Origin of the sequence: Streptomyces sp. NPDC032198 (assembly GCF_040636975.1) — a bacterium.
Lineage (GTDB): Bacteria > Actinomycetota > Actinomycetes > Streptomycetales > Streptomycetaceae > Streptomyces.
In genome coordinates, this window is the sequence record NZ_JBEZVL010000021.1 from 101,399 (window position 1) to 119,579 (window position 18,181).

The 18,181-nt window shown below is 69.7% G+C and carries 17 protein-coding genes and 2 pseudogenes; 8 read left to right on the top strand and 11 right to left on the bottom strand.

Features of this window, described 5'->3' with window-relative positions; all coding sequences use genetic code 11:
* Positions 1-37: 37 nt before the first annotated feature.
* On the bottom strand, positions 38-769 hold the full coding sequence (locus tag AB0E78_RS39445) for an iron-sulfur cluster-binding domain-containing protein (protein WP_361843777.1): 732 nt from the start codon (positions 767-769) through the stop codon (positions 38-40).
* Between the two features lie 78 nt (positions 770-847).
* On the opposite strand from AB0E78_RS39445, the gene AB0E78_RS39450 reads away from it, so the two are divergent.
* A complete protein-coding gene (locus AB0E78_RS39450; protein WP_361843778.1) occupies positions 848-1,537 on the top strand; it encodes a DUF899 family protein in 690 nt (229 codons plus the stop codon).
* Between the two features lie 65 nt (positions 1,538-1,602).
* On the opposite strand, the gene AB0E78_RS39455 is transcribed toward AB0E78_RS39450, so the two are convergent.
* The 5 genes from AB0E78_RS39455 to AB0E78_RS39475 all read right to left on the bottom strand — a co-directional run bounded on the left by AB0E78_RS39455 (position 1,603) and on the right by AB0E78_RS39475 (position 5,044).
* A complete protein-coding gene (locus AB0E78_RS39455; protein WP_361843780.1) occupies positions 1,603-2,115 on the bottom strand; it encodes a hypothetical protein in 513 nt (170 codons plus the stop codon).
* A 134-nt stretch (positions 2,116-2,249) separates the two neighbouring features.
* Positions 2,250-2,651, bottom strand: coding sequence for a hypothetical protein (locus tag AB0E78_RS39460; protein WP_361843783.1), 402 nt, complete (start codon positions 2,649-2,651; stop codon positions 2,250-2,252).
* Positions 2,652-2,763: 112 nt separating this feature from the next.
* Positions 2,764-2,964, bottom strand: a complete 201-nt coding sequence (locus AB0E78_RS39465; protein ID WP_361843786.1) for a hypothetical protein — start codon at positions 2,962-2,964, stop codon at positions 2,764-2,766.
* Entirely contained in the window at positions 2,961-3,599 is a 639-nt protein-coding gene (locus AB0E78_RS39470; RefSeq protein WP_361843787.1) for a hypothetical protein, read from the bottom strand. The genes AB0E78_RS39465 and AB0E78_RS39470 overlap by 4 nt, the downstream gene beginning before the upstream one ends.
* 380 nt (positions 3,600-3,979) lie before the next feature.
* Positions 3,980-5,044, bottom strand: coding sequence for an ABC transporter substrate-binding protein (locus AB0E78_RS39475; protein ID WP_361843828.1), 1,065 nt, complete (start codon positions 5,042-5,044; stop codon positions 3,980-3,982).
* Between the two features lie 666 nt (positions 5,045-5,710).
* Between AB0E78_RS39475 and AB0E78_RS39480 the strand changes: the two genes are divergently transcribed.
* Entirely contained in the window at positions 5,711-6,829 is a 1,119-nt protein-coding gene (locus AB0E78_RS39480) for a sulfite oxidase (RefSeq protein ID WP_361843790.1), read from the top strand.
* 73 nt (positions 6,830-6,902) lie between these two features.
* On the opposite strand, the gene AB0E78_RS39485 is transcribed toward AB0E78_RS39480, so the two are convergent.
* Positions 6,903-7,634 carry a haloacid dehalogenase type II gene (locus AB0E78_RS39485; protein WP_361843793.1) on the bottom strand — a complete coding sequence of 244 codons (732 nt, stop codon included), beginning with the start codon at positions 7,632-7,634 and terminating at the stop codon, positions 6,903-6,905.
* Positions 7,635-7,833: 199 nt separating this feature from the next.
* Here AB0E78_RS39485 and AB0E78_RS39490 point away from each other — a divergent pair, with 199 nt between their 5' ends.
* The gene (locus tag AB0E78_RS39490; RefSeq protein ID WP_361843795.1) at positions 7,834-8,478 is read left to right on the top strand and encodes a helix-turn-helix domain-containing protein; all 645 of its coding nucleotides are present in this window, start codon (positions 7,834-7,836) and stop codon (positions 8,476-8,478) included.
* A gap of 3 nt (positions 8,479-8,481) precedes the next feature.
* Here AB0E78_RS39490 and AB0E78_RS39495 read toward each other — a convergent pair whose 3' ends face one another.
* Both AB0E78_RS39495 and AB0E78_RS39500 read right to left on the bottom strand, forming a co-directional pair.
* Positions 8,482-9,525, bottom strand: coding sequence for an SMP-30/gluconolactonase/LRE family protein (locus AB0E78_RS39495; protein WP_361843798.1), 1,044 nt, complete (start codon positions 9,523-9,525; stop codon positions 8,482-8,484).
* Positions 9,526-9,699: 174 nt separating this feature from the next.
* Positions 9,700-10,710, bottom strand: coding sequence for an SDR family NAD(P)-dependent oxidoreductase (locus tag AB0E78_RS39500; RefSeq protein ID WP_361843800.1), 1,011 nt, complete (start codon positions 10,708-10,710; stop codon positions 9,700-9,702).
* Between the two features lie 262 nt (positions 10,711-10,972).
* On the opposite strand from AB0E78_RS39500, the gene AB0E78_RS39505 reads away from it, so the two are divergent.
* Positions 10,973-12,799 (top strand): NAD(P)/FAD-dependent oxidoreductase, encoded by a 1,827-nt coding sequence (locus tag AB0E78_RS39505; RefSeq protein ID WP_361843803.1) that lies wholly within the window; start codon positions 10,973-10,975, stop codon positions 12,797-12,799.
* A 145-nt stretch (positions 12,800-12,944) separates the two neighbouring features.
* Positions 12,945-14,489, top strand: a complete 1,545-nt coding sequence (gene proP, locus AB0E78_RS39510; RefSeq protein WP_361843806.1) for a glycine betaine/L-proline transporter ProP — start codon at positions 12,945-12,947, stop codon at positions 14,487-14,489.
* Between the two features lie 60 nt (positions 14,490-14,549).
* Here the strand turns inward: proP and AB0E78_RS39515 are convergent, their stop codons facing one another.
* Positions 14,550-15,056, bottom strand: coding sequence for a carboxymuconolactone decarboxylase family protein (locus AB0E78_RS39515; RefSeq protein ID WP_361843808.1), 507 nt, complete (start codon positions 15,054-15,056; stop codon positions 14,550-14,552).
* Positions 15,057-15,188: 132 nt separating this feature from the next.
* Here AB0E78_RS39515 and AB0E78_RS39520 point away from each other — a divergent pair.
* The 3 genes and pseudogenes from AB0E78_RS39520 to AB0E78_RS39530 form a co-directional block, all read left to right on the top strand.
* Positions 15,189-15,524, top strand: a pseudogene (locus tag AB0E78_RS39520) (Rrf2 family transcriptional regulator); the annotation flags it as partial.
* Between the two features lie 77 nt (positions 15,525-15,601).
* Positions 15,602-16,792: a globin domain-containing protein gene (locus tag AB0E78_RS39525; RefSeq protein WP_361843811.1), complete on the top strand. Its 1,191-nt coding sequence runs from the start codon at positions 15,602-15,604 to the stop codon at positions 16,790-16,792.
* A gap of 107 nt (positions 16,793-16,899) precedes the next feature.
* Entirely contained in the window at positions 16,900-17,958 is a 1,059-nt protein-coding gene (locus AB0E78_RS39530) for a vWA domain-containing protein (protein ID WP_361843813.1), read from the top strand.
* Positions 17,959-18,085: 127 nt separating this feature from the next.
* Here the strand turns inward: AB0E78_RS39530 and AB0E78_RS39535 are convergent.
* Positions 18,086-18,181 (bottom strand): annotated as a pseudogene (locus AB0E78_RS39535) (ABC transporter permease); the annotation flags it as partial.

Genomic DNA, 18,181 nt, shown 5'->3' on the forward strand with positions numbered 1-18,181 from the left:
GCTCAGGGCGAAGGGAAGTTTGCGGGTACGGCTCCCATCAGAGGTCGAGGATCAGGCGGGGGGATCGTGCGCGGGACACGCAGGCGTACATGCGGGCCTCGGGGGCGCCGATGTCGTCCCGGTGGTCGGGTTCGCCGGACAGGACGGTGACTTCGCAGCTGCCGCAGACACCTTCGCGGCATCCGGAGGGCAGGGCGTGCCCAGCTTGGGCCAGGGCATCCAGAAGCGACTCGTCGGCCGGCACGGTGACGGTGCTCCCGGAGCGCGCCGCGCAGACCGCCTCGAACGGCGTGTCGGGGCCGAAGGTGCGAGCCACCGGCTGGAACCGCTCGGCGTGCAGCCTCCCGGCGGGGAACGCCGCCTCAACGGCCGCCAGCATGGCCGCGGGACCACAGCAGTAGACCAGGGTGTCGGCCTCCAGCACGGCCGCGAGGGCGTCGAGGTCCGGTCTCCCCGGCCGCTCGGTCTCCACGATCCGCACCCGGTCCCCGTAGGAGCGGCGATGCTCCTCGGCGAAGGGCATGCCGTCCAGCGAAGGCCCCACGTACAGCAGGGTCGCGGGGAGTCCGGCGGCCACCGCCGAGCGCAGCATCGGCAGCAGCGGCGTGATCCCGATCCCGCCCGCGAGGAACAGATACCGCGGTGCGTCGCCGGCTTCGAGGACGAACTCGCCACGATGCTCACCCGCTATCTGGCGGGCGGTCCGGATCTGGCGGGCGGTCCGGCCACGACGCCCGGGGGCTGACGGGTCCGGAGGCGGGCGACTCACGGCAGCGCGGAGCGATGAGTTTCGTGCACGGGATCGGTCCAAGGGTCTGTACGTGCACACCGCGAGCCGGAGGCACTCATGGAGCCCACATCACTACCGCCCGTTGTCGACGTCGAGACCTGGCAGCGTCAGCTCGACGACCTGCGCGTTCGGGAGAAGGCTGCGACCCGGGAACTCGACGCGATCGCCGCCCAGCGCCGCCGTATGCCGATGGTCGAGATGCCCGACTACACCCTTGAGGGCGCGGAAGGACCGGTGCGGCTGGCCGACGTCTTCGACGGCGCGTCGCAGCTGATCGTCTACAACCACATGTGGTTCCCCGGCGAGAAGTGGCAGTGCCCCGGCTGCACGGGGTTCACGTCACAGTTCACGCGGCTGGGGTTCCTGGAGGGCTACGACGCCAGGTTCGTCATCGTCACGCAGGGCCCGATCGGCGAGGCCCTCGCGTACAAGGAGCGGGTCGGGAACAAGATGACCTGGTACTCCACCGCGAACAGCACGTTCGGCAGCGACGTGGGCGCACCGCCCGGCGGCGGGTTCGCGGTCAACGTCTTCCTGCGTGACGGCGACACCGTCTACCGCACCTGGCACACGACCGGCCGCGGCACCGAGCAGCTCAGCCACAGCTTCGCGCTGATCGACCTGCTGCCGTACGGGCGGCAGGAGGAGTGGCAGGACTCCCCCAAGGGCTGGCCGCAGTCCCCCACCTACAGCCGGTGGGTGGGCTCGGAGGACATCGCCGCGCGCTACGGTCCGGGGGCGTCGTAGTCGTATGCCGCGGTGAGCACACCGACGTGTACCCGTCGTCCTGCGTGCTCAGGTCTGGATCGGGGCTATTGCCCGCCGGCGGCGGGCCCGGCGGGCATGCGCCTCCGATCGCGGAACGCCTTGCAGAACTCCAGGGACACCCAGATGCCCACGGCGCCGACGGTGGCGAGGACGGTGAGGCCGACGAGGAGCGGGATGATCATGCGGTCAGCGTAGTCTGCGGCCCGCTGCCCGCCGTATGCGGTGGCCTGTTCAGCCCTGCCCCGGAGGATCCGGGGGCTTCCGACCGGCAGCCACAGGGTGGTGGAGGACAGGCAGTCGGCGACGGCCTCATGGCTCCGGACCTCCTGGGCGTCGGCCAAGGCGACTCCGTCTCGACCGACCAGGCTCCCGAGCGACGCCTCCGCCCGGATGCTCTCGTAGGCACCCAGCGCATCACACCTGTCGCGCGTGCCCGGCATCGGGAACAGCCATGCCCAGCGCAGACGGTAGTAGGAGAAGACCACCGCGAGGAGAGTCACCCCGACGTACGTGGCAAACCACTGCCAGGAGCCCTGCGCGAGCATGGCCGTCAGCACGGCGGCGAGGGCGATGCCGATGCCCCCGGGCTGGTCGGAAGCGTCGCATCACTCCTTCGCTCCGAAGCCATACCGGGCGGGCGCGAAAGCCGGGCCCGGTCGGCGGCACACCGCGCTGCACACCCGCCAGCCCCTCAGGTGCTCGTGCGGGCCTTCTTCGCACTCGCCTTGCGGGCTGTTCGGAAGTCCAGGTACGCGAGGGCGATCACCAGCACCGGGGCGAAGACCCAGAGCAGCGCGAGGCGCAGCGGCCCGTCCGTCAGACCGGCTATCACGACGAGCACCGCCGCGCCGATCAGGAACCCGATGAACTGCTGCCAGCTGTAGAAGCCTCCGGCTGCGACCCCCGCCGGGTACATGTCGGGGTGATCGTCGTCCCCCACCTCGTTCAGCGCGGCGCGCGCAGGACTTCTTCGTCCTTCCGAGCGGGCCTGGCGCCAGGCGAAGAACCACCGCCCCAGCAGATAGAGGGCCAGGCCCCCGAGGAAGATCCACCACTCGGTGGGGCTGTCGGGAAGAGATCTCGCCAGAGTCATGGCCTCCGTGTGCCCCTGCCACACGGGAGTAGCCGATTCCGTATAACGGCTGGCCTTTCCGGCCTCTACTGACGCATGGGTGCACCCTTCAGATCCTCAGCCCCCCGACCCCTCAACGTCGGCCGAGCCGTTCGACGGCCGCGAGGACTTGGCGGGTGCCGTCCTCGTGGGCGAGGGCGGCGGCGGTTTCCTGGGCGCGGGCGCGGGTCACCGCCTGCTCGAAGCGCTCACGGGTGGCGAGAACCACCTCATGGCCGACCGTCGCCCCGACCTGACGGAGTTGCCCGCGGGCCATCGCAGCAGGCGTCATCATCCGGCGGTCGAGCGTCCGACCGCACCTTGCGAGCCGACAGCCGTGAGCACCACGTCGGCCAGTTCCTCAGGAGACCGGCCTCTGTCGGCTTCAATGCGGTCAAGGCCCAGCCTGTCGACGGCAGTTCGCATGAGCGCCTGGTAGCGCACGGTGCGGGCCAGGAACTTCTCGATCAGGTGCTGATCCTCGGCGGCGGCTTCCGTGTAGCGGCTGCCCTCGTACATCCGGGCGCGGACAACAGACTCCTCCGCGGTCAGCCACACGGCAGCCGTGTGAGGGGCCGTCAGACTCGCGACACGGTCGGGCCAGAGCGCCGACCCCTCCAGGACCAGGCCCCCTCCGACACCTTGCCGCCCGGCCGCGTACTCCGTGATCAGTTCCTGAATGCGGGGCCACAGCCGCTCATAGTGGTCCAGCACGGACGCGATCAGTTCGTCCACCGGGAGGGTTCTGTAGTGCTCCGCGACGTGCGCGGGAACTTCCCAGTCCGGCGTTCGCCAGGGGCGCCCCGGGTGCCGGGCGAGTCTGTCCGTCGACCGGTACTCGAATCCCGCTCTGTCCGCCACCACTTGGCCGACGGTCGACTTCCCGACGTGCGACGTTCCCCCGATCAGCACCACCCGCACACCATGCATGGCTGCGACTTTACCGATCGCCGCTGAGCGCCACTGCTCGACACTGCTGGAGCTGCCCACCGCCCATGAACGCCGACGCATTCCCGCCGCGTCGGCGCCCATGGTCGGGCAGCACCGGCCGTGGAGGGGAGCTCGTCGCGGACGGTACGCCCTACCTCCACCGTCCTCCTTCGACGGAGCCGAAAACAGGCCGACCCTACGCATTTCCTCTACGCCACAAGGTACTGCCACTCCCGCAGCACGCCCACAGCCTGACTCAGACCGTCAACTCCCGGCTCGCTCACCACAATTGCCATGCCCTGATCAGACGTCACCGCACCGCCTGTACGCACCTGGTTTCTGGCCGAGGGAGGGGCAGGTCTCAGAGGGAGGGGCAGGTCTCAGTCGGCGTGAAGGGTTCGAAAGCGATCGGGGTCCGCCGGGTCTCGATCGACGACTTGGATCGGCGTCCGCGCCCACTGCCAGACGCTGATGCCCGGGATGCGGGAGAACCGGATCTGGCCACGGGTGCCTTCGACTGCGACGCGCGGCCAGGATTCGGCGATGCGTGCCCGGTCCACCCGGTCCGTGCCATGGGAACGCAGGGCTTCGGCGAGGACGGCGATCGTGTCGTACCCCTCGAAGGCGACGAAGGAAGGCGCTGCGCCCAGCCGCTCACGCAGGGCCGTCCCGACTCGCGTACCGAGGGGACTGAGCCGCTCGGGCAGGTACCGCAGGAACGGGATCGCGGCGCCGTCGCCGCCCAGCAGCGCGGCCCATTCGGCGAGCTCCGGTTGTCCGGCCGGAGCACCGATCAGGATCTCGCCGAGGCGCTGGTCGTGGCGTACGGACTTGACGATCGGGACGGCCGGCTCCGGGTGTCCGGCCAGCAACAGGAGGGCTGTCGCGCCGTTCTCGACGAGTTCGTCGCACAACGTCGTGGGGGTCAGCACGCTCATGTCGAGTTCGAGGACGGTGCCGCCCCGTGGCGCGAGGTAGTCGCGCAGGATGCGGGTCCCGGACGCCCAGTAGACGCTCGGCTGCGTTGCTACCGCGATGCGGCTGTGGCCCGCGCCGAGAAGGAAGTCCGCGTAGACCTGCCAACCTCGGGACTGCGGCGGGGAGAGGCGCGCGACCCATTCCGTCGGCTGTTCGGTGAGCGCGTCGAGAACCGCTGACGAGCAGAGGAACGGCAGACCGACGGCGTCTGCCCTGGCGGCCGCGGCGCGAGCGACGACGCTGTGATACTCCCCCACCACGGCAGCCACCCCCAGGGCGGCCAATTCGTCCACGGCGTCCACTGCCCTCCGCGGATCAGCCGCGGTGTCGCGGACCACCAGTTCAACTGACCTTCCAGCGATCCCTCCGGCGTCATTGACTTCGCGAACTCCCTGCTCCAGTCCGGCGAGCAGGTGTTGGCCCGCTCCTACCCAGCCGGGCCGGGTGAGCGGAACGAGAGCGCCGATCCGGACGGACGCCCCGTCAGCCCTCTCCGCTCCAGCTCCTGTTCCTGTTTTTGGTCCCGTTCCTGCTCGCTCTCCGGATGGCGATGGCGGCGTACTCATGAGGTGGCGTCTCCCGGGCTGCGATGGGTGATCATGCCGGACATTGCATCCACCACCCTGGCCGCCAGGCAACCGATTTCCTCGATCCCCTGAACGTTCAGAGAGGAAGGCGCCTCGTGCTCCGTGCTCGGCACTCCGCGCTCGACAGAAGCCGACAGTAAAGCTAAGCCTGAGGGTTAAGGTCACAACGAAACACTCGTGCCGGGTCACTCGATGTGACCATCACTCCCGCCTCTGCGCCCAGACCGCACAGCCATGGAAGGCCCGGGCACAGCCCGGCGAGGACAGCGCCGGGCGTGGCACGGAGCACTCATCCCGCAGGCTATAGTTGATCTTGAGCTCGCAGCGGGAAACTTCCGGCAGCGGGCCCCGCGTTGGTCGTCCAAGGAAAGACGCCCCGCTTCCTGCGGGGAAATGCAGGTGCAAGGCCTGCCCAGCGCTCAACGCGAAGCCCCGGACCAGATCGAATCCGTCCGGGGCTTTCTGCTGTCCCCTCCCCCGAGAAATTCGTTCGTCCTCCAACCGTGTAACCGTGCGGACCCGCGTCGCACGGGCCACCATGGAGGTATGGAGCCGACATCCCTCGGCGATGTCAGCGCGCCGGGGCGCGTCGCCGCCGCCGACGAGGGCATCAGCGAGGAAGAGCTGGCCCTCGCGGCACGCAATCACGGCCTGCCGCTGGAAGCCATGCGTCACGACGTCACACCCCCCGGCCTCCACTACGTGCTGGTCCACTACGACATCCCCATGGCTGAGGAGAACGCGTGGCGGCTCTCCGTGAGCGGCCTGGTTCGCACGCCCCTGGAACTTGGCCTCGCGGACCTGCGGGCGCTGCCCGCCGTCACCCACCGCGTCACGATGGAGTGCGCGGGCAACGGCCGGGCCCGGCTGCACCCGCGGCCGGTCAGCCAGCCCTGGCTCGTGGAGGCGGTGGGAACCGCCGACTGGACCGGGGTTCCACTGCGGACCGTGCTCGCGGCGGCGGGAGTCGAAGAGGACGCGGTCGAGGCCGTGTTCACAGGGGCGGACCACGGTGTCGAGCGCGGCGTCGAACAGGACTACCGGCGCAGCCTGCCGCTCCCCGTGGACGCGGACACGGACGTACTGCTCGCGTATGAGATGAACGGCGGCCCGCTCCCGCCCCAGCACGGCTACCCGCTGCGGCTCGTGGTCCCCGGCTGGTACGGCATGGCGAGCGTCAAATGGCTGCGCGGGATCGAACTGATCGGCTCCCCCTTCACGGGCTTCCAGCAAGCCGTCGCGTATCGCTACCGGCAGACCCCCGAGGACGCTGGTGAGCCCGTCACGCACATAGCCCCGCGCGCCCTCCTGATACCCCCGGGTTTCCCGGACTTCATGTCGCGCGTCCGGGTCGTGCGCCCCGGGCCGGTGAAGCTGGAGGGGCGCGCCTGGTCCGGATACGGGCCGGTCACGCGGGTCGAGGTCAGCGCCGACGACGGCCGCACCTGGGTCGACGCCGAGGTCACTCCCCGCGGCCCGCACCGCTGGGGCTGGCAGCCCTGGCACACCACGTGGACCGCGGTCGCCGGCCACCACACCCTGTCCGTCCGCGCGTCCGACGCCGACGGACACACCCAGCCCGTGGAACAGCCCTGGAACCGGGGCGGCTTCGGGAACAACGCCACGCAACGGGTCCCGGTGCTGTGCCACCGCCCCGACGTATGACGTCACCGGCTGTGCCGGGCGGGGACACGTGCACAGGGTCATGGAGAGGGCCTCGCGGCGCACATCGGCAGCGTTACACCGCCGCCAGCACGTCCGCCAGCTCCTCCAGACCCTCCACCTGCCAGTCGAAGGAGTCGCCGCTCCTCGGCGGATCCCCCACCGGGCGCTGAACATAGGCCGTTCGCATCCCCACCGCCTGCGCTCCCCGCAAGTCCCACGCATGCGCGGCGACCATGAGCACCCGCTCGGCCGGGCAGCCCGCCGCCTCGATCGCGAGCCGGTAGACCTCCCGTGCGGGCTTGTAGGCCCGTACGTCCTCGCCGGACAACGCCTGGTGCCAGCGCAGACCCGCGTACGCGTTCAGTCGCAGCAGCGTCCCGCGGCTGGCGTGAGACAGCCCCAGCACAGGGAATTGTCCGGCCATGCGCGCAAGTCCGGCAGCGGAATCGCCCCACGGCCGCAGGCGCCGCGACGCGCCGGCCAGCCGGCCGATCGCCACCGGATCGCTCAGCCCGGCACGCTCGGCCACACGCTCAGCCGCCTCCCGGTCGACGACCTCGCTGTTGGCATACGCTCGGCCGCCCTCCTCGATGCGCCGCTGCTCGCGTTCGACGTGCTCCCGCCAGACCGTGAGCAGCTGCTCCACGGACGCCCCTCCGGGCGACTCGTCGGCAGACGCCCCGCCGGACGCGGACACCGCCTCGCTCAGGGCCGCCCGTAGTCCTCCGGTCTCATCCACCATCGTTCCCAGCACGTCGAAAACGACAGCCTCGATCCCGATGCCGACGTCATCCGTCCCACGCATCCGGCCTCCTGTTCCTCTTCCACTTCTCGGCAACCGCAGAGCAGCTGAGCGCGACAAGGACCAGACCCGCAGCGTCACCGGTTCCACAGGTGACGAGTCTCGCTCGCTCATGCGTCACCGGTCAAGACGGTGACACGTACGGGGTCGGTCGTCGAGCCGGATGCCGAAGCGGACAGAGCGGTCGTACTACCCTTCGAGCGTGATGAACCACATCGAGCCCCAGGGCCCGCAGTCGGCCGCCCAGGGCTCGGCCGCCGTGCAGGGCAGCACGGTCGGCGCGGTCCGTCCGGCCAACCAGGGGCGGCGGGTCGCGGCCCGCAATCGCGCCGCCCTCATCGCCGCCGCCCGAGAAGTGTTCGCCGAGCAAGGGCTGGACGCACCGCTGTCGGCCGTCGCGCGCCGCGCCGAGGTGGGGCAGGGCAGCCTCTACCGGCACTTCGCCGACCGGATCGCGCTGGCCTCCGCCGTCCTGGACGAGAACGTCCAGCAGATCGAACAGGCCGCGCACGAACCCGACGCGGATCTGGCGAGCGTCCTGGGCGTGGTCACCTGGCATCTGACCCGCTCGACGGCCTTCGTCGACCTCCTGCGCATACGCGGCGCACGGGGTGACAGCGAGCAGGCCCTGGCGCTGGCCGGACGCGTCCACAGCGTCCTGTCCCGGTGCCTGCCCGCAGGCCATCGGCTGTCCGCCGACGACGTCATGCTCGCTGTCGCCATGGTGTCCGGGGCCGTCAACGGCCCCACACCGGACGAGCGGGAGCACCGTGCGCTGGCGGCCTGGCGCCTGCTCGGCGTCGACGTGGGGCCGTTGCGGCCCGTCGAGACTCCCGTGGACGGGTGACCGTCAGCCGCCGTTGGACTGGCGGATGCCCTCGCCAAGCGCGGTGAAGCGGTAGACGTACCCGCCGTCGGGACCGCTCACGGTCATGTACGCCTTCGTGCCGCCCTGGGTGATGGCGACGTTGGTCGCCGACTCCAGCCCCTTGGCAGACTTGGCGGGAACTTCGACAGTGGCGAGCCGTTCACCGTCGGGGCTGTAGACGGCCATGGCCGGTCGGCCATGCAGTGCCTGGTAGAGGTTGCCGTCGGCGTCCACGGCTATGGAGTCGGTCTGGGCCACGCCGCCGTCGACGTGGATGGCCTCGTGCTGAGAGGTCACGGCGGTCTTGTCGGCGTCGAGCAACAGGTACGAGATGGTGTTCTCGGCGAGTTCGCTGATCCACAAGCCGCGCAGGTCAGGGTCGAACATGACCCCGTTGGGGTGGGCGAGCCCGTCAGCAAGGACCGTGGCCTTCCCACCGTCGCGGTCGATGCGCACGATGCGCCCCTCGGCCTTGCCCGGCTCCATACCGTGCAGGTCGCTGACGTACAGGTTGCCCTCGTCGTCGAAGGCGATGTCGTCGAGGTTCATCGTGGAGCCGTCGACCTCACCCGAGAAGAATGTGCGCGGGTGCGAGCCGTCCGGCTCGGTGCTGACGACGGATCCGGTGTAGTCGGTGAGGTAGAGGCGGCCGTCGTACGGGCTGATCTGCGCGGAGGTGTAGGCGCCCGTCTTGTCGGTGTAGATGCCTTTGTGCTTTCCGGTGGCCAGGTCCACGGAGATGACTTTGGGTTCGCCGGCGGGCGCGGTGACGTCCACGACGTACAGGTCGCCGTCCTCGTCCAGGACCGGGCCCTCCAGCAGGGTCCTGCCGGTGGCCTCGTGCGGGTCCGTCACGTGTGCGACCTGCGTGGCGCGGATGGCCCTGCCTTCGCCCGACTGTGCGGGGCGCGAGGCCGGGGCGGCCGAGGTCTGGGTGCCGCAGCCGGTCAGGGCCAGCAGGCCGCCGGCGGCCAGAACCGCCAGGGCGGCGCGGGGACGGCGGCGGGGCGTGCAACGAGCGTTCATGCGGTGGGGTGCTCCTTCCTGCACGTCCGAACGGCTCGGACGTGGTGATGTGCAGGAGACGTGGTGAGGTACGGGTGCGGTCGCGGCCGCCCATGAGGCCGGGGCAGCCGGACATGGGTCAGGGTCAGGCGGCCGACCAGCCCCCGTCGGACGGCAGGATGGCGCCGTTGATGTTCACCGCGTCCTTGCTGAGCAGGAACGTGATCGAGGCAGCCAGTTCCTCGGCCATGGCGAGACGCGGGATCGCCACGCGCATCTTCGCGGTGCGGGCCGAGCCGTACGGGGCGGCGGCCGGCATCGCGATGCCGGTGGCGACAGCGCCGGGGCAACTGCGTTGATCTGTACGCCCGTTCCCGAGTACTGATAGGCCGACGACATCGTCAGGCCGACCAGCGCGTGCTTCGAGGTCGTGTACGCGGCTCCGGCCGCCGAGCCGCGCAGGGCCGCCTCGGAGACGACATTGACGATCCGGCCGACTCCCGCGGCGAGCATGCCGGGCACGACGGCGCGCATCAGGCGCATCGGGCCGTCGACGTTGATGCGCAGGACACGTTCCCAGGTGATGTCGTCGACTTCGTGCACGGCGGCGTCGTTGTCCATGACGCCCGCGACGTTCGCCAGGGCGTCCACGCGGCCGGCCGCGGCGGCCAGGACCGCGTCGGCGGACGCGGGTTCGGTGATGTCCGCGGTGACGGGCACGAGCGCTTCGCCCAGGTCCGCGGCCAGGGACGCGAGGCCGCCCGCGGAGATGTCGACGGCGACCACGATGCCGCCCTCGCGCACGATGCGGGAGGCGACGGCCTTGCCTATGCCGGAGGCGGCTTCGGTGACGACGACCTTCTGACCGCCGAAGCGGCCCGGCGTGACCTGCTCGATCCACGGCTCGGGGGCACCGATCTCGACGCCCGGGTCGGGCTCGGCGGTCGCGGCGGCCTCGGTCGGCGGCGCCGCCGGCAGGCTGTCGGGGATCTGCCCGGTCTCGGCGGCGGTGACCAGTACGTCCACGAGTTCCGCGGGGAACTTCCCCCCGGACATCTGCACGAGCTGCTCAAGCGGCAGGCCGAGGGCCGGGGCGAGGGCCTCTTCGCTCTGCCCCTGGGAGACCAGCAGACCACGCAGAACCTGTCCGGCGGTGGGTTCCGCCAGCCAGTCGCGCAGCGGGGATGCGGGGGTGATGTTCGGCATCGCAGGCCTTTCATGTCGTGGCGTCATGTCTGTCGTGGCGTCATGTCGTCGCGTGTCGTGGCGTCGTCGCGTGGCATGGCGTCATCGCGTGTCGTGGCGCTCGGGCGGTTCGCGGGGAGGCATCGAACCCAACCGGACAACACTGTCCGGTTCCTGGGTTACGGTACCTCTGACCGCTCGGGGCGCCCCCGGCGAGGGCACTGATCTCGCCCGCGCGGCGCCCGACGCGCTTCCCCCCACCCCCACGAGAGGACCTCGCCCCATGTCCCTGCCGCAGTGCGCCAATCAGCCCACCCCGCAGGAGATCGTCGCCCTGCGCGAGCGCTACCGCCTCGAGCGGGAACGCCGCGTACGCCCCGAGGGCACGGGCCAGTACCGGCCCGCCGAGGCGGAGTTCGGCTACTTCGCCGCCGACCCGTACGCCGGCGAGGCGACCGAGCGCGAGCCTCTGCACGACACGGTGGACGTCGCCGTCGTCGGTGGCGGGTTCGGCGGGATCCTGGCGGGCGCGCGCCTGCGCCGGCAGGGCGTGGCGAAGGTGCGTGTCGTCGAGAAGGGCGGCGACTTCGGCGGCACGTGGTACTGGAACCGCTACCCCGGCATCCACTGCGACATCGAGTCCCACGTCTACCTTCCGCTCCTGGACGAGACCGGTTACGTGCCCGGGTGGAAGTACGCCCCGGGCGAGGAGATCCGCCGCCACGCGGTGCGTATCGCCGAGCAGTTCGACCTGTACGAGCACGCCCTGTTCTCCACCGCCGTCACCTCCCTGGCCTGGGACGAGACGGCTGAGCAGTGGGTGGTCACCACCGATCGCGGCGATGAGTTCCGGGCCACCTACGTCATCACCGCCACCGGCACACTTTCGGAGCCCAAGCTGCCCGGCATACCCGGGATCGAGGACTACCGGGGCCACACCTTCCACACCTCTCGCTGGGATTACGCGTACACCGGCGGCAGTCCCGAGGGAGGCATGGCGGGCCTCGCGGGCAAGAGAGTCGGCGTCGTCGGCACGGGTGCCACCGGTGTGCAGGTCATCCCGATGCTGGCTGCGGACGCCGGTCACCTCTACGTCTTCCAGCGCACCCCCTCCGCCGTGGACGTGCGTGGCCAGCAGCCCATGACGCCGCGCCAGGTCGGCGCCGAGCGGCCGGGCTGGGCCGGTGAGCGCCGTGAGAACTTCCTGCGCATCTGCTCGGGAGAAGAGGCCGAGCAGGACCTGGTGGCCGATCGCTGGACGGAGTCGGCCGGGCTGCTCGAAAAGCTCCTGCCCAGCTTCCGCCGCCATGGCGAGCCGGACTTCGAGGCCGCATACGAGGTCGCCGACCACGCGACGATGAACCAGATCCGCGCACGCGTGGCCTCCGAAGTCACCGATGCCGCGACCGCCGCGGCCCTCGCACCCTGGTACCGGTACGCGTGCAAGCGCCCCACGTTCTCCGACACGTACCTGCCCGCGTTCAACCGCGCCGACGTCACCCTGGTGGACACGGCCGACACCCACGGCATCGAGCGCATGAGCGAGCGTGGTGTCGTCGTGGGCGGAGTGGAGTACGAGGTCGACTGCCTGGTGTTCGCCACCGGGTTCTCCGTGGGCCTGTCCGGCGTCACCTCCGGGAAGCTGCCGGTGACCGGCCGCGACGGCATCCAGCTCCTGAGCGCGCTGAAGCAGCGGGGTCCGCGCACTTTGCACGGTTTCACCAGCAACGGGTTTCCGAACCTGATCCGGATGGGCTCACTGCAGAACGCCAGCAGCGTGAACTTCACGCACATCCTGGACGAGCAGGCCGTGCACGCCGCCGCCCTGGTCGCCGCCGCCGAGGAGAAGGGCGCCGTCGTCGAGCCGGCCCCCGAGGCCGAGGACGCCTGGATCGACATCTGCGCGCAGGGCGCCCCCGACCACGCGTGGTTCCACGCCGAATGCACCCCCGGTTACTACAACGGCGAGGGCCGCGGCCGCCCGAACGGCCCCACGGCCTACCCGCACGGCGCCGTCGCCTTCCATGAACTTCTGCGCCGCTGGCGAGCGGAGAACATGGGCGAGGCTCTCCGGGCCAGGGCAGGCGGACAATTTGCCGGTCGCCCTTGATCAGCCTAATTTTGCGGCGACACAGCTTTTTCTCAGGCAAGAGGAGAAAAGCTTCATGGTGAAAGGCATTCCGCACAGAAAACCCCGGCGGCCCCGGGGGCCTGAGACGGAATCGACGCGCGCGTCACGGTCGGCGACCGACCGTATGGCGCGCACGCTGCTGCGCCGCCGCAAGAAGGCGCTCAGTGCCGAGGACGTGATGGTCTCGGACCGCCCGAAGGTGCGGCGCGCGGTGACGGCCGCCGCGCTCGGCAACACCATGGAGTGGTTCGACTTCGGCGTCTACGCCTATTTGGCGGGCACGATCGGAAAGGTCTTCTTTCCGTCCAGTTCGCCAGGGGCGCAGGTCGTCGCCACGTTTGCCACATTCGCCGCTGCCTTTCTCGTCCGCCCGCTGGGTGGCCTCGTATTCGGGCCTCTCGGCGACCGCATCGGCCGGCAGAAGGTGCTCGCGGCCACCATGATCATGATGGCCGCGAGCACGTTCGCCGTCGGCCTGCTGCCCACGTACGCCTCGATCGGGTTCGCCGCCCCGCTGCTGCTGCTCGTGTGCCGACTGGTCCAGGGGTTCTCCACGGGCGGCGAGTACGCCGGAGCCACCACCTACATCGCCGAGTACGCCCCCGACCAGCGGCGCGGCTTCCTGGGCAGCTGGCTCGACTTCGGGACCTTCGTGGGCTACTCGCTGGGCTCGGGTCTGGTGACGGTGCTGACACTGACCCTCGGGTCGGACGGCCTGGAGAGCTGGGGCTGGCGCATCCCCTTCTTCATCGCGGGACCGCTCGGGCTCATCGGCCTGTACATGCGGCTGAAGCTGGAGGAGACGCCCGCCTTCCAGCAGGAGGCGGCCACCGCCGCGGCGGAGCGAGAGGCGGGTCCCGAGCGCGGCGAGGAGGACCCCGTCGAGCAGGCCCGTCAGTCCGGCAAGGGACGGCTCAAGGAGATCTTCACCCGCCACTGGCAGGCCGTGCTGATCTGCATGGGGCTCGTGCTGCTCTACAACGTCACGAACTACATGGTGACGTCGTATCTCCCCACGTTCATGACAGTGACGTTGGGCGAGAGCGACACGACGGCCCAGTTGCTGGTGCTCGGCACCATGCTGCTCGTCGCTCTCGCCATCACCACGGTGGGCCGCAGCTCCGACCGGTGGGGCAGGCGCCCGATGTTCATGGGCGGCAGCATCGCACTGATCGCGCTCGCCATTCCGGCGTTCCTGCTGATCCGGGAGGGCGGCATCCTGCTGCCCGCGTTCGGCTGTGCCATCCTCGGGCTGCTTCTCGTCTGCTTCGCCGGTACGGCCGCCGCGACCCTGCCGGCCCTCTTCCCGACGCGTCTGCGCTACGGCGCGCTGTCCATCGCGTACAACATCTCCGTCTCCCTCTTCGGCGGCACCACCCCGTTGCTCGCCTCCTTCCTGGTGGAAAAAACCGGCAACACGCTGGTACCAGCCTTCTACTTGATGGTGGCAGGAGCGATCGGCCTGATCTCGACGTTCTTCCTGCACGAGACAGCAGGCAGGCCGCTGCGCGGCTCGGGCCCCATGGTCGAGACGCACGACGAGGCGCGCGAGATGGTGGCGCGCAGCCGCACGGAGGCGGGGCGTCACGCACGCGACGTGTGGCTGCGGTTGTGGCACCCCCGCGGGGGCCGGAACGAATCGACGAAGGCCCGTCAGCGCAAGGACTGATCGCAGAGACTGATCGGCAGGGGCCTGACCCATGGTGCCGGAGTTCGTCCCGCCATGGAGCTAGGACGTCTCGCCCTCGGTCGTGACCTCGAAGGAGTTGAGGAAGCCGCAGATGAGCTGGTAGTAGCCCACGGTCATGACGAGATCCGCCAGCTGGTTCACCGTCAGGAACCGCAACACCTCTTCTCGCGCGGCCCCGTCGAGGGTGTGCCGGGCGAGCAGGCGGTCCGTGGCGGTCAGGACCGCGGCCTCCGGGCCGGGGAGTGTCCCGGCCGAACCGGTCTCGGCGGCGGTGAGCGCGTCCTCCCCCAGGCCGACGACACGGGCGATTCTCTCGTGATGATGCACTTCGTAGGCCGCTCCATAGGCATGACCGACCCGCACGATGGCCAGTTCGCGCAAGGTGTCCGGCAGCGAGTTGCGCTGCAGGACCGCGTCGCCGAGCGTCAGTACGCCGGGCGCCAGGTTCGGTGAGTGCATCAGCATCCGGAAGACGTTGAGCGAGCCATACGCGGTCACGACCTCCTGCAGTTCCACGGGCAGTGCGGAGAGATCCGGATACTCCATGTGTCGGCTCCGTTCGAGAGGGGCGGCGATCCGCGCGGGACGGCACCCCATCTTGGTCGATCGGGTGGCCGCTTGCCCGCTGTTCTCCGGTACGCCGACGCCGGGCGATCCGAGCCAGGAGTAGACCCAGGTCCGTATACGCACACGGCGAAGGCCGTCGCGAAGTTGCAGCACATGGGGCTGGTCGAGGCGCGGCGCGGCCGGGGTGGCGGGCTCATCCTCACCGCATCAGGGCGTGACGCCTCGGTCGGCGGGATCGTGCGGGAGCTCGAAGGGCCGGGGGACATCGTGGACTGCGACGGGGCGACGCCGTGCCCACTGCGCGCCGCGTGCCGTCTGCGCGGAGCGCTGCGCCAGGCACAGGAGGCCTTCTTCGCCTCACTCGATCCGCTGTCGCTCACCGATCTCACCAAGTCACCCACCGGCCCGCTGCTCGTCTCACTCTCCCCCACGCCCCGAGCGGACTGACCGCGCCACCACCGACGGCCCAGCGTCGCCGCACACCTCTAAATACGAATCTGAAATGCAGATTAAGGAGTCCGTTGATGCTCACCGGGCATTCCGCCGCCGTCGTCCGCAGCACGCTTCCCGCGGTCGGCTCCGCCATCGAGGACATCACCGAGCGCTTCTACGGGAAGCTGTTCGCGGCCCGTCCGGAGTTGCTCCGCAACCTGTTCAACCGCGGCAACCAGGCCGCCGGCACCCAACGCCGGGCGCTCGCGGGGTCCATCGCGGCCTTCGCCACCTACCTGGTCGAGCACCCGGACGACCGGCCCGACGTGATGCTGCGCCGGATCGCGCACAAGCACGCGTCGCTCGGTGTGCGGGCCGACCAGTACCCGGTCGTGCACCAGCACCTGTTCGAAGCCGTCGCCGAGGTTCTCGGCGACGCGGTGACACCTGAGGTGGCCGCCGCGTGGGACGAGGTGTACTGGCTGATGGCGAACGCCCTGACAGCGATCGAGAGTCGGCTGTACGCGGAGCAGGGCGTGCTCGACGCAGACGTATGGCGACCGTGGGAGGTGGTGGACCGCACGGAGGAGACGCCCCACGTCGCGTCGTTCCTGCTTTGCCCGGCCGACGACGGCCCGGCGCCCGCGTTCCGGGCCGGACAGTACGTCTCCGTACAGGTACAACTACCTGACGGCGCCCGGCAGATACGCCAGTACAGTCTCATCGGCGCACCGTCCGCCACGACCCGCGCGATCGCGGTCAAGAAGGTCACCGGCACGAGCGGCGACCACGACGGAGAGGTCTCGCACCACCTCCACGCGCACGTCCGGCAGGGCGACTTGCTGCACGTCTCGCCGCCCTACGGCGACCTCGTCCTGGAGCCGGGCGACGCACCCCTGCTGCTCGCCTCCGCGGGCATCGGCTGCACACCCGTGCTGGCCATGCTCGAAGAGCTCGCGTCAGCCGCACACCCGGGACCCGTGAGGGTCGTGCACGCCGACCGCTCCCCCGAAAGCCACGCACTGTGCGCCCATCACGAGGCCCTGGCGGCCAAACTCCCGGCCGGAACAGCCCACTTCTGGTACGAGGATCCCGGCTCCGGACACCACACCGGCCGCGTCGGCCTCAGCGTCGTACCCCTGGCGCCCGGTACCCGCGCCTACCTCTGCGGGCCGCTGCCGTTCATGCGCGCGGTGCGGGGGCAGCTCCTCGACCAGGGCGTGGCTGCCGCCGACATCCACTACGAGGTGTTCGGCCCCGACCTGTGGCTCGCAAGGCCGTAGCGACGGCGGCCGGGTGACGAGGCATCAAGGGCCGTTGTCAGTGCCTCCTTATAGAGTGAAATCACTCGGGAAGCAGCTCGGGGATGCCTCGAAGAAGGAGCAGAAGCATGTCCGCCAACAGGATTCAGCACAAGGTGAATCACGTCGCTCTGGTAGTGGACTGTTCGGGTTCCATGCGTCCGCACGAGAGTCAACTCATCCGCGTTGTGGACGAGTTCGTGGCGGGGTTGAAAGCCGAGTCCGACAGCCTCGGCCACGAGACCCGCATAAGCCTCTACTCCTTCGACCACAGGGTGGAGAATCTCGTCTGGGACATGGATGTGAAGCATCTTCCGTCCATGCGGGGTCTCTACCAAGTGAACAATGGCGCCACGGCCCTCATCGAGGCATCGCTGAAATCCCTGGACGACCTGGGACACATCTGGGAGGAATACGGCGAGCACAGCTTCCTCCAGATCGTCGTGACGGACGGTGAGGAGAATGCCTCCGGCGGCGACAGGCGACACGACGGCGACATGAAGATCCTCGGCCCCTGGCTCGACCGGATCGCGGCGAAGATGGGCGGGCTCCCCGACCATTGGACGTCCGCCATCCTGGTACCGAACTCCCTGGCCAAGCGGACAGCGCAGAACTACGGCTTCCCCGCCGGGAACATAGCCATCTGGGACGCGGACTCCCAGGAGGGCGTCGAGGAGGCCATCGGCACCGTGCGTGCCGCCGCCACCAGCTTCCTCCGGGCCCGCGAGAAGGGCGTGCGCGGCACGAAGAACCTGTTCACCGTCGGTCAGGACATATCGATCGACGAAGTACGGGCAAATCTCGAACCGATTCCGGCCGACAGGTACCGACTGCTCAAGGTCGACAAGGAAGTCGAGATCCGCCCCTTCGTCGATTCGCATCCGGGCGTGGCGTACGAACGCGGTTCCTGTTACTACCAGTTGGGCACCCGTGCCCAGGTGCAGCCCAACAAGGAAGTAATCGTGGTCGAGAAGAGCACCGATCGCGCTTATACGGGAGATGCGGCGCGGAACCTTCTGTTCGGGACCGGTATCCAAGGAACCGTCTCGGTGAAGGCGGGGCATAATCCCGAACTGGAGGTCTACGTACAGAGTCGTTCGGTGAACAGGAAGCTCAAGCCGAAAACGCGTCTGCTCATCATGCTCTGAACGCCCCGAATGTTCTGAACGCTCTGCCATGAATACGCCGAAAGGGCGGCGCGCGCCGACGCGGTGTCGGAGTACGCCACCCTTGGGCGAGGCGAGGTGCGGGAGTTGGCCCGCGTCGTCATGGCGGTTACTTCGGGTCGCGGTTGAAGACTGTCTTTGACCAGTGGTAGCCGAGGGTGGAGAGTCCGAGGCACCAGGCGAGGGTGATCCAGCCGTTGTGGCC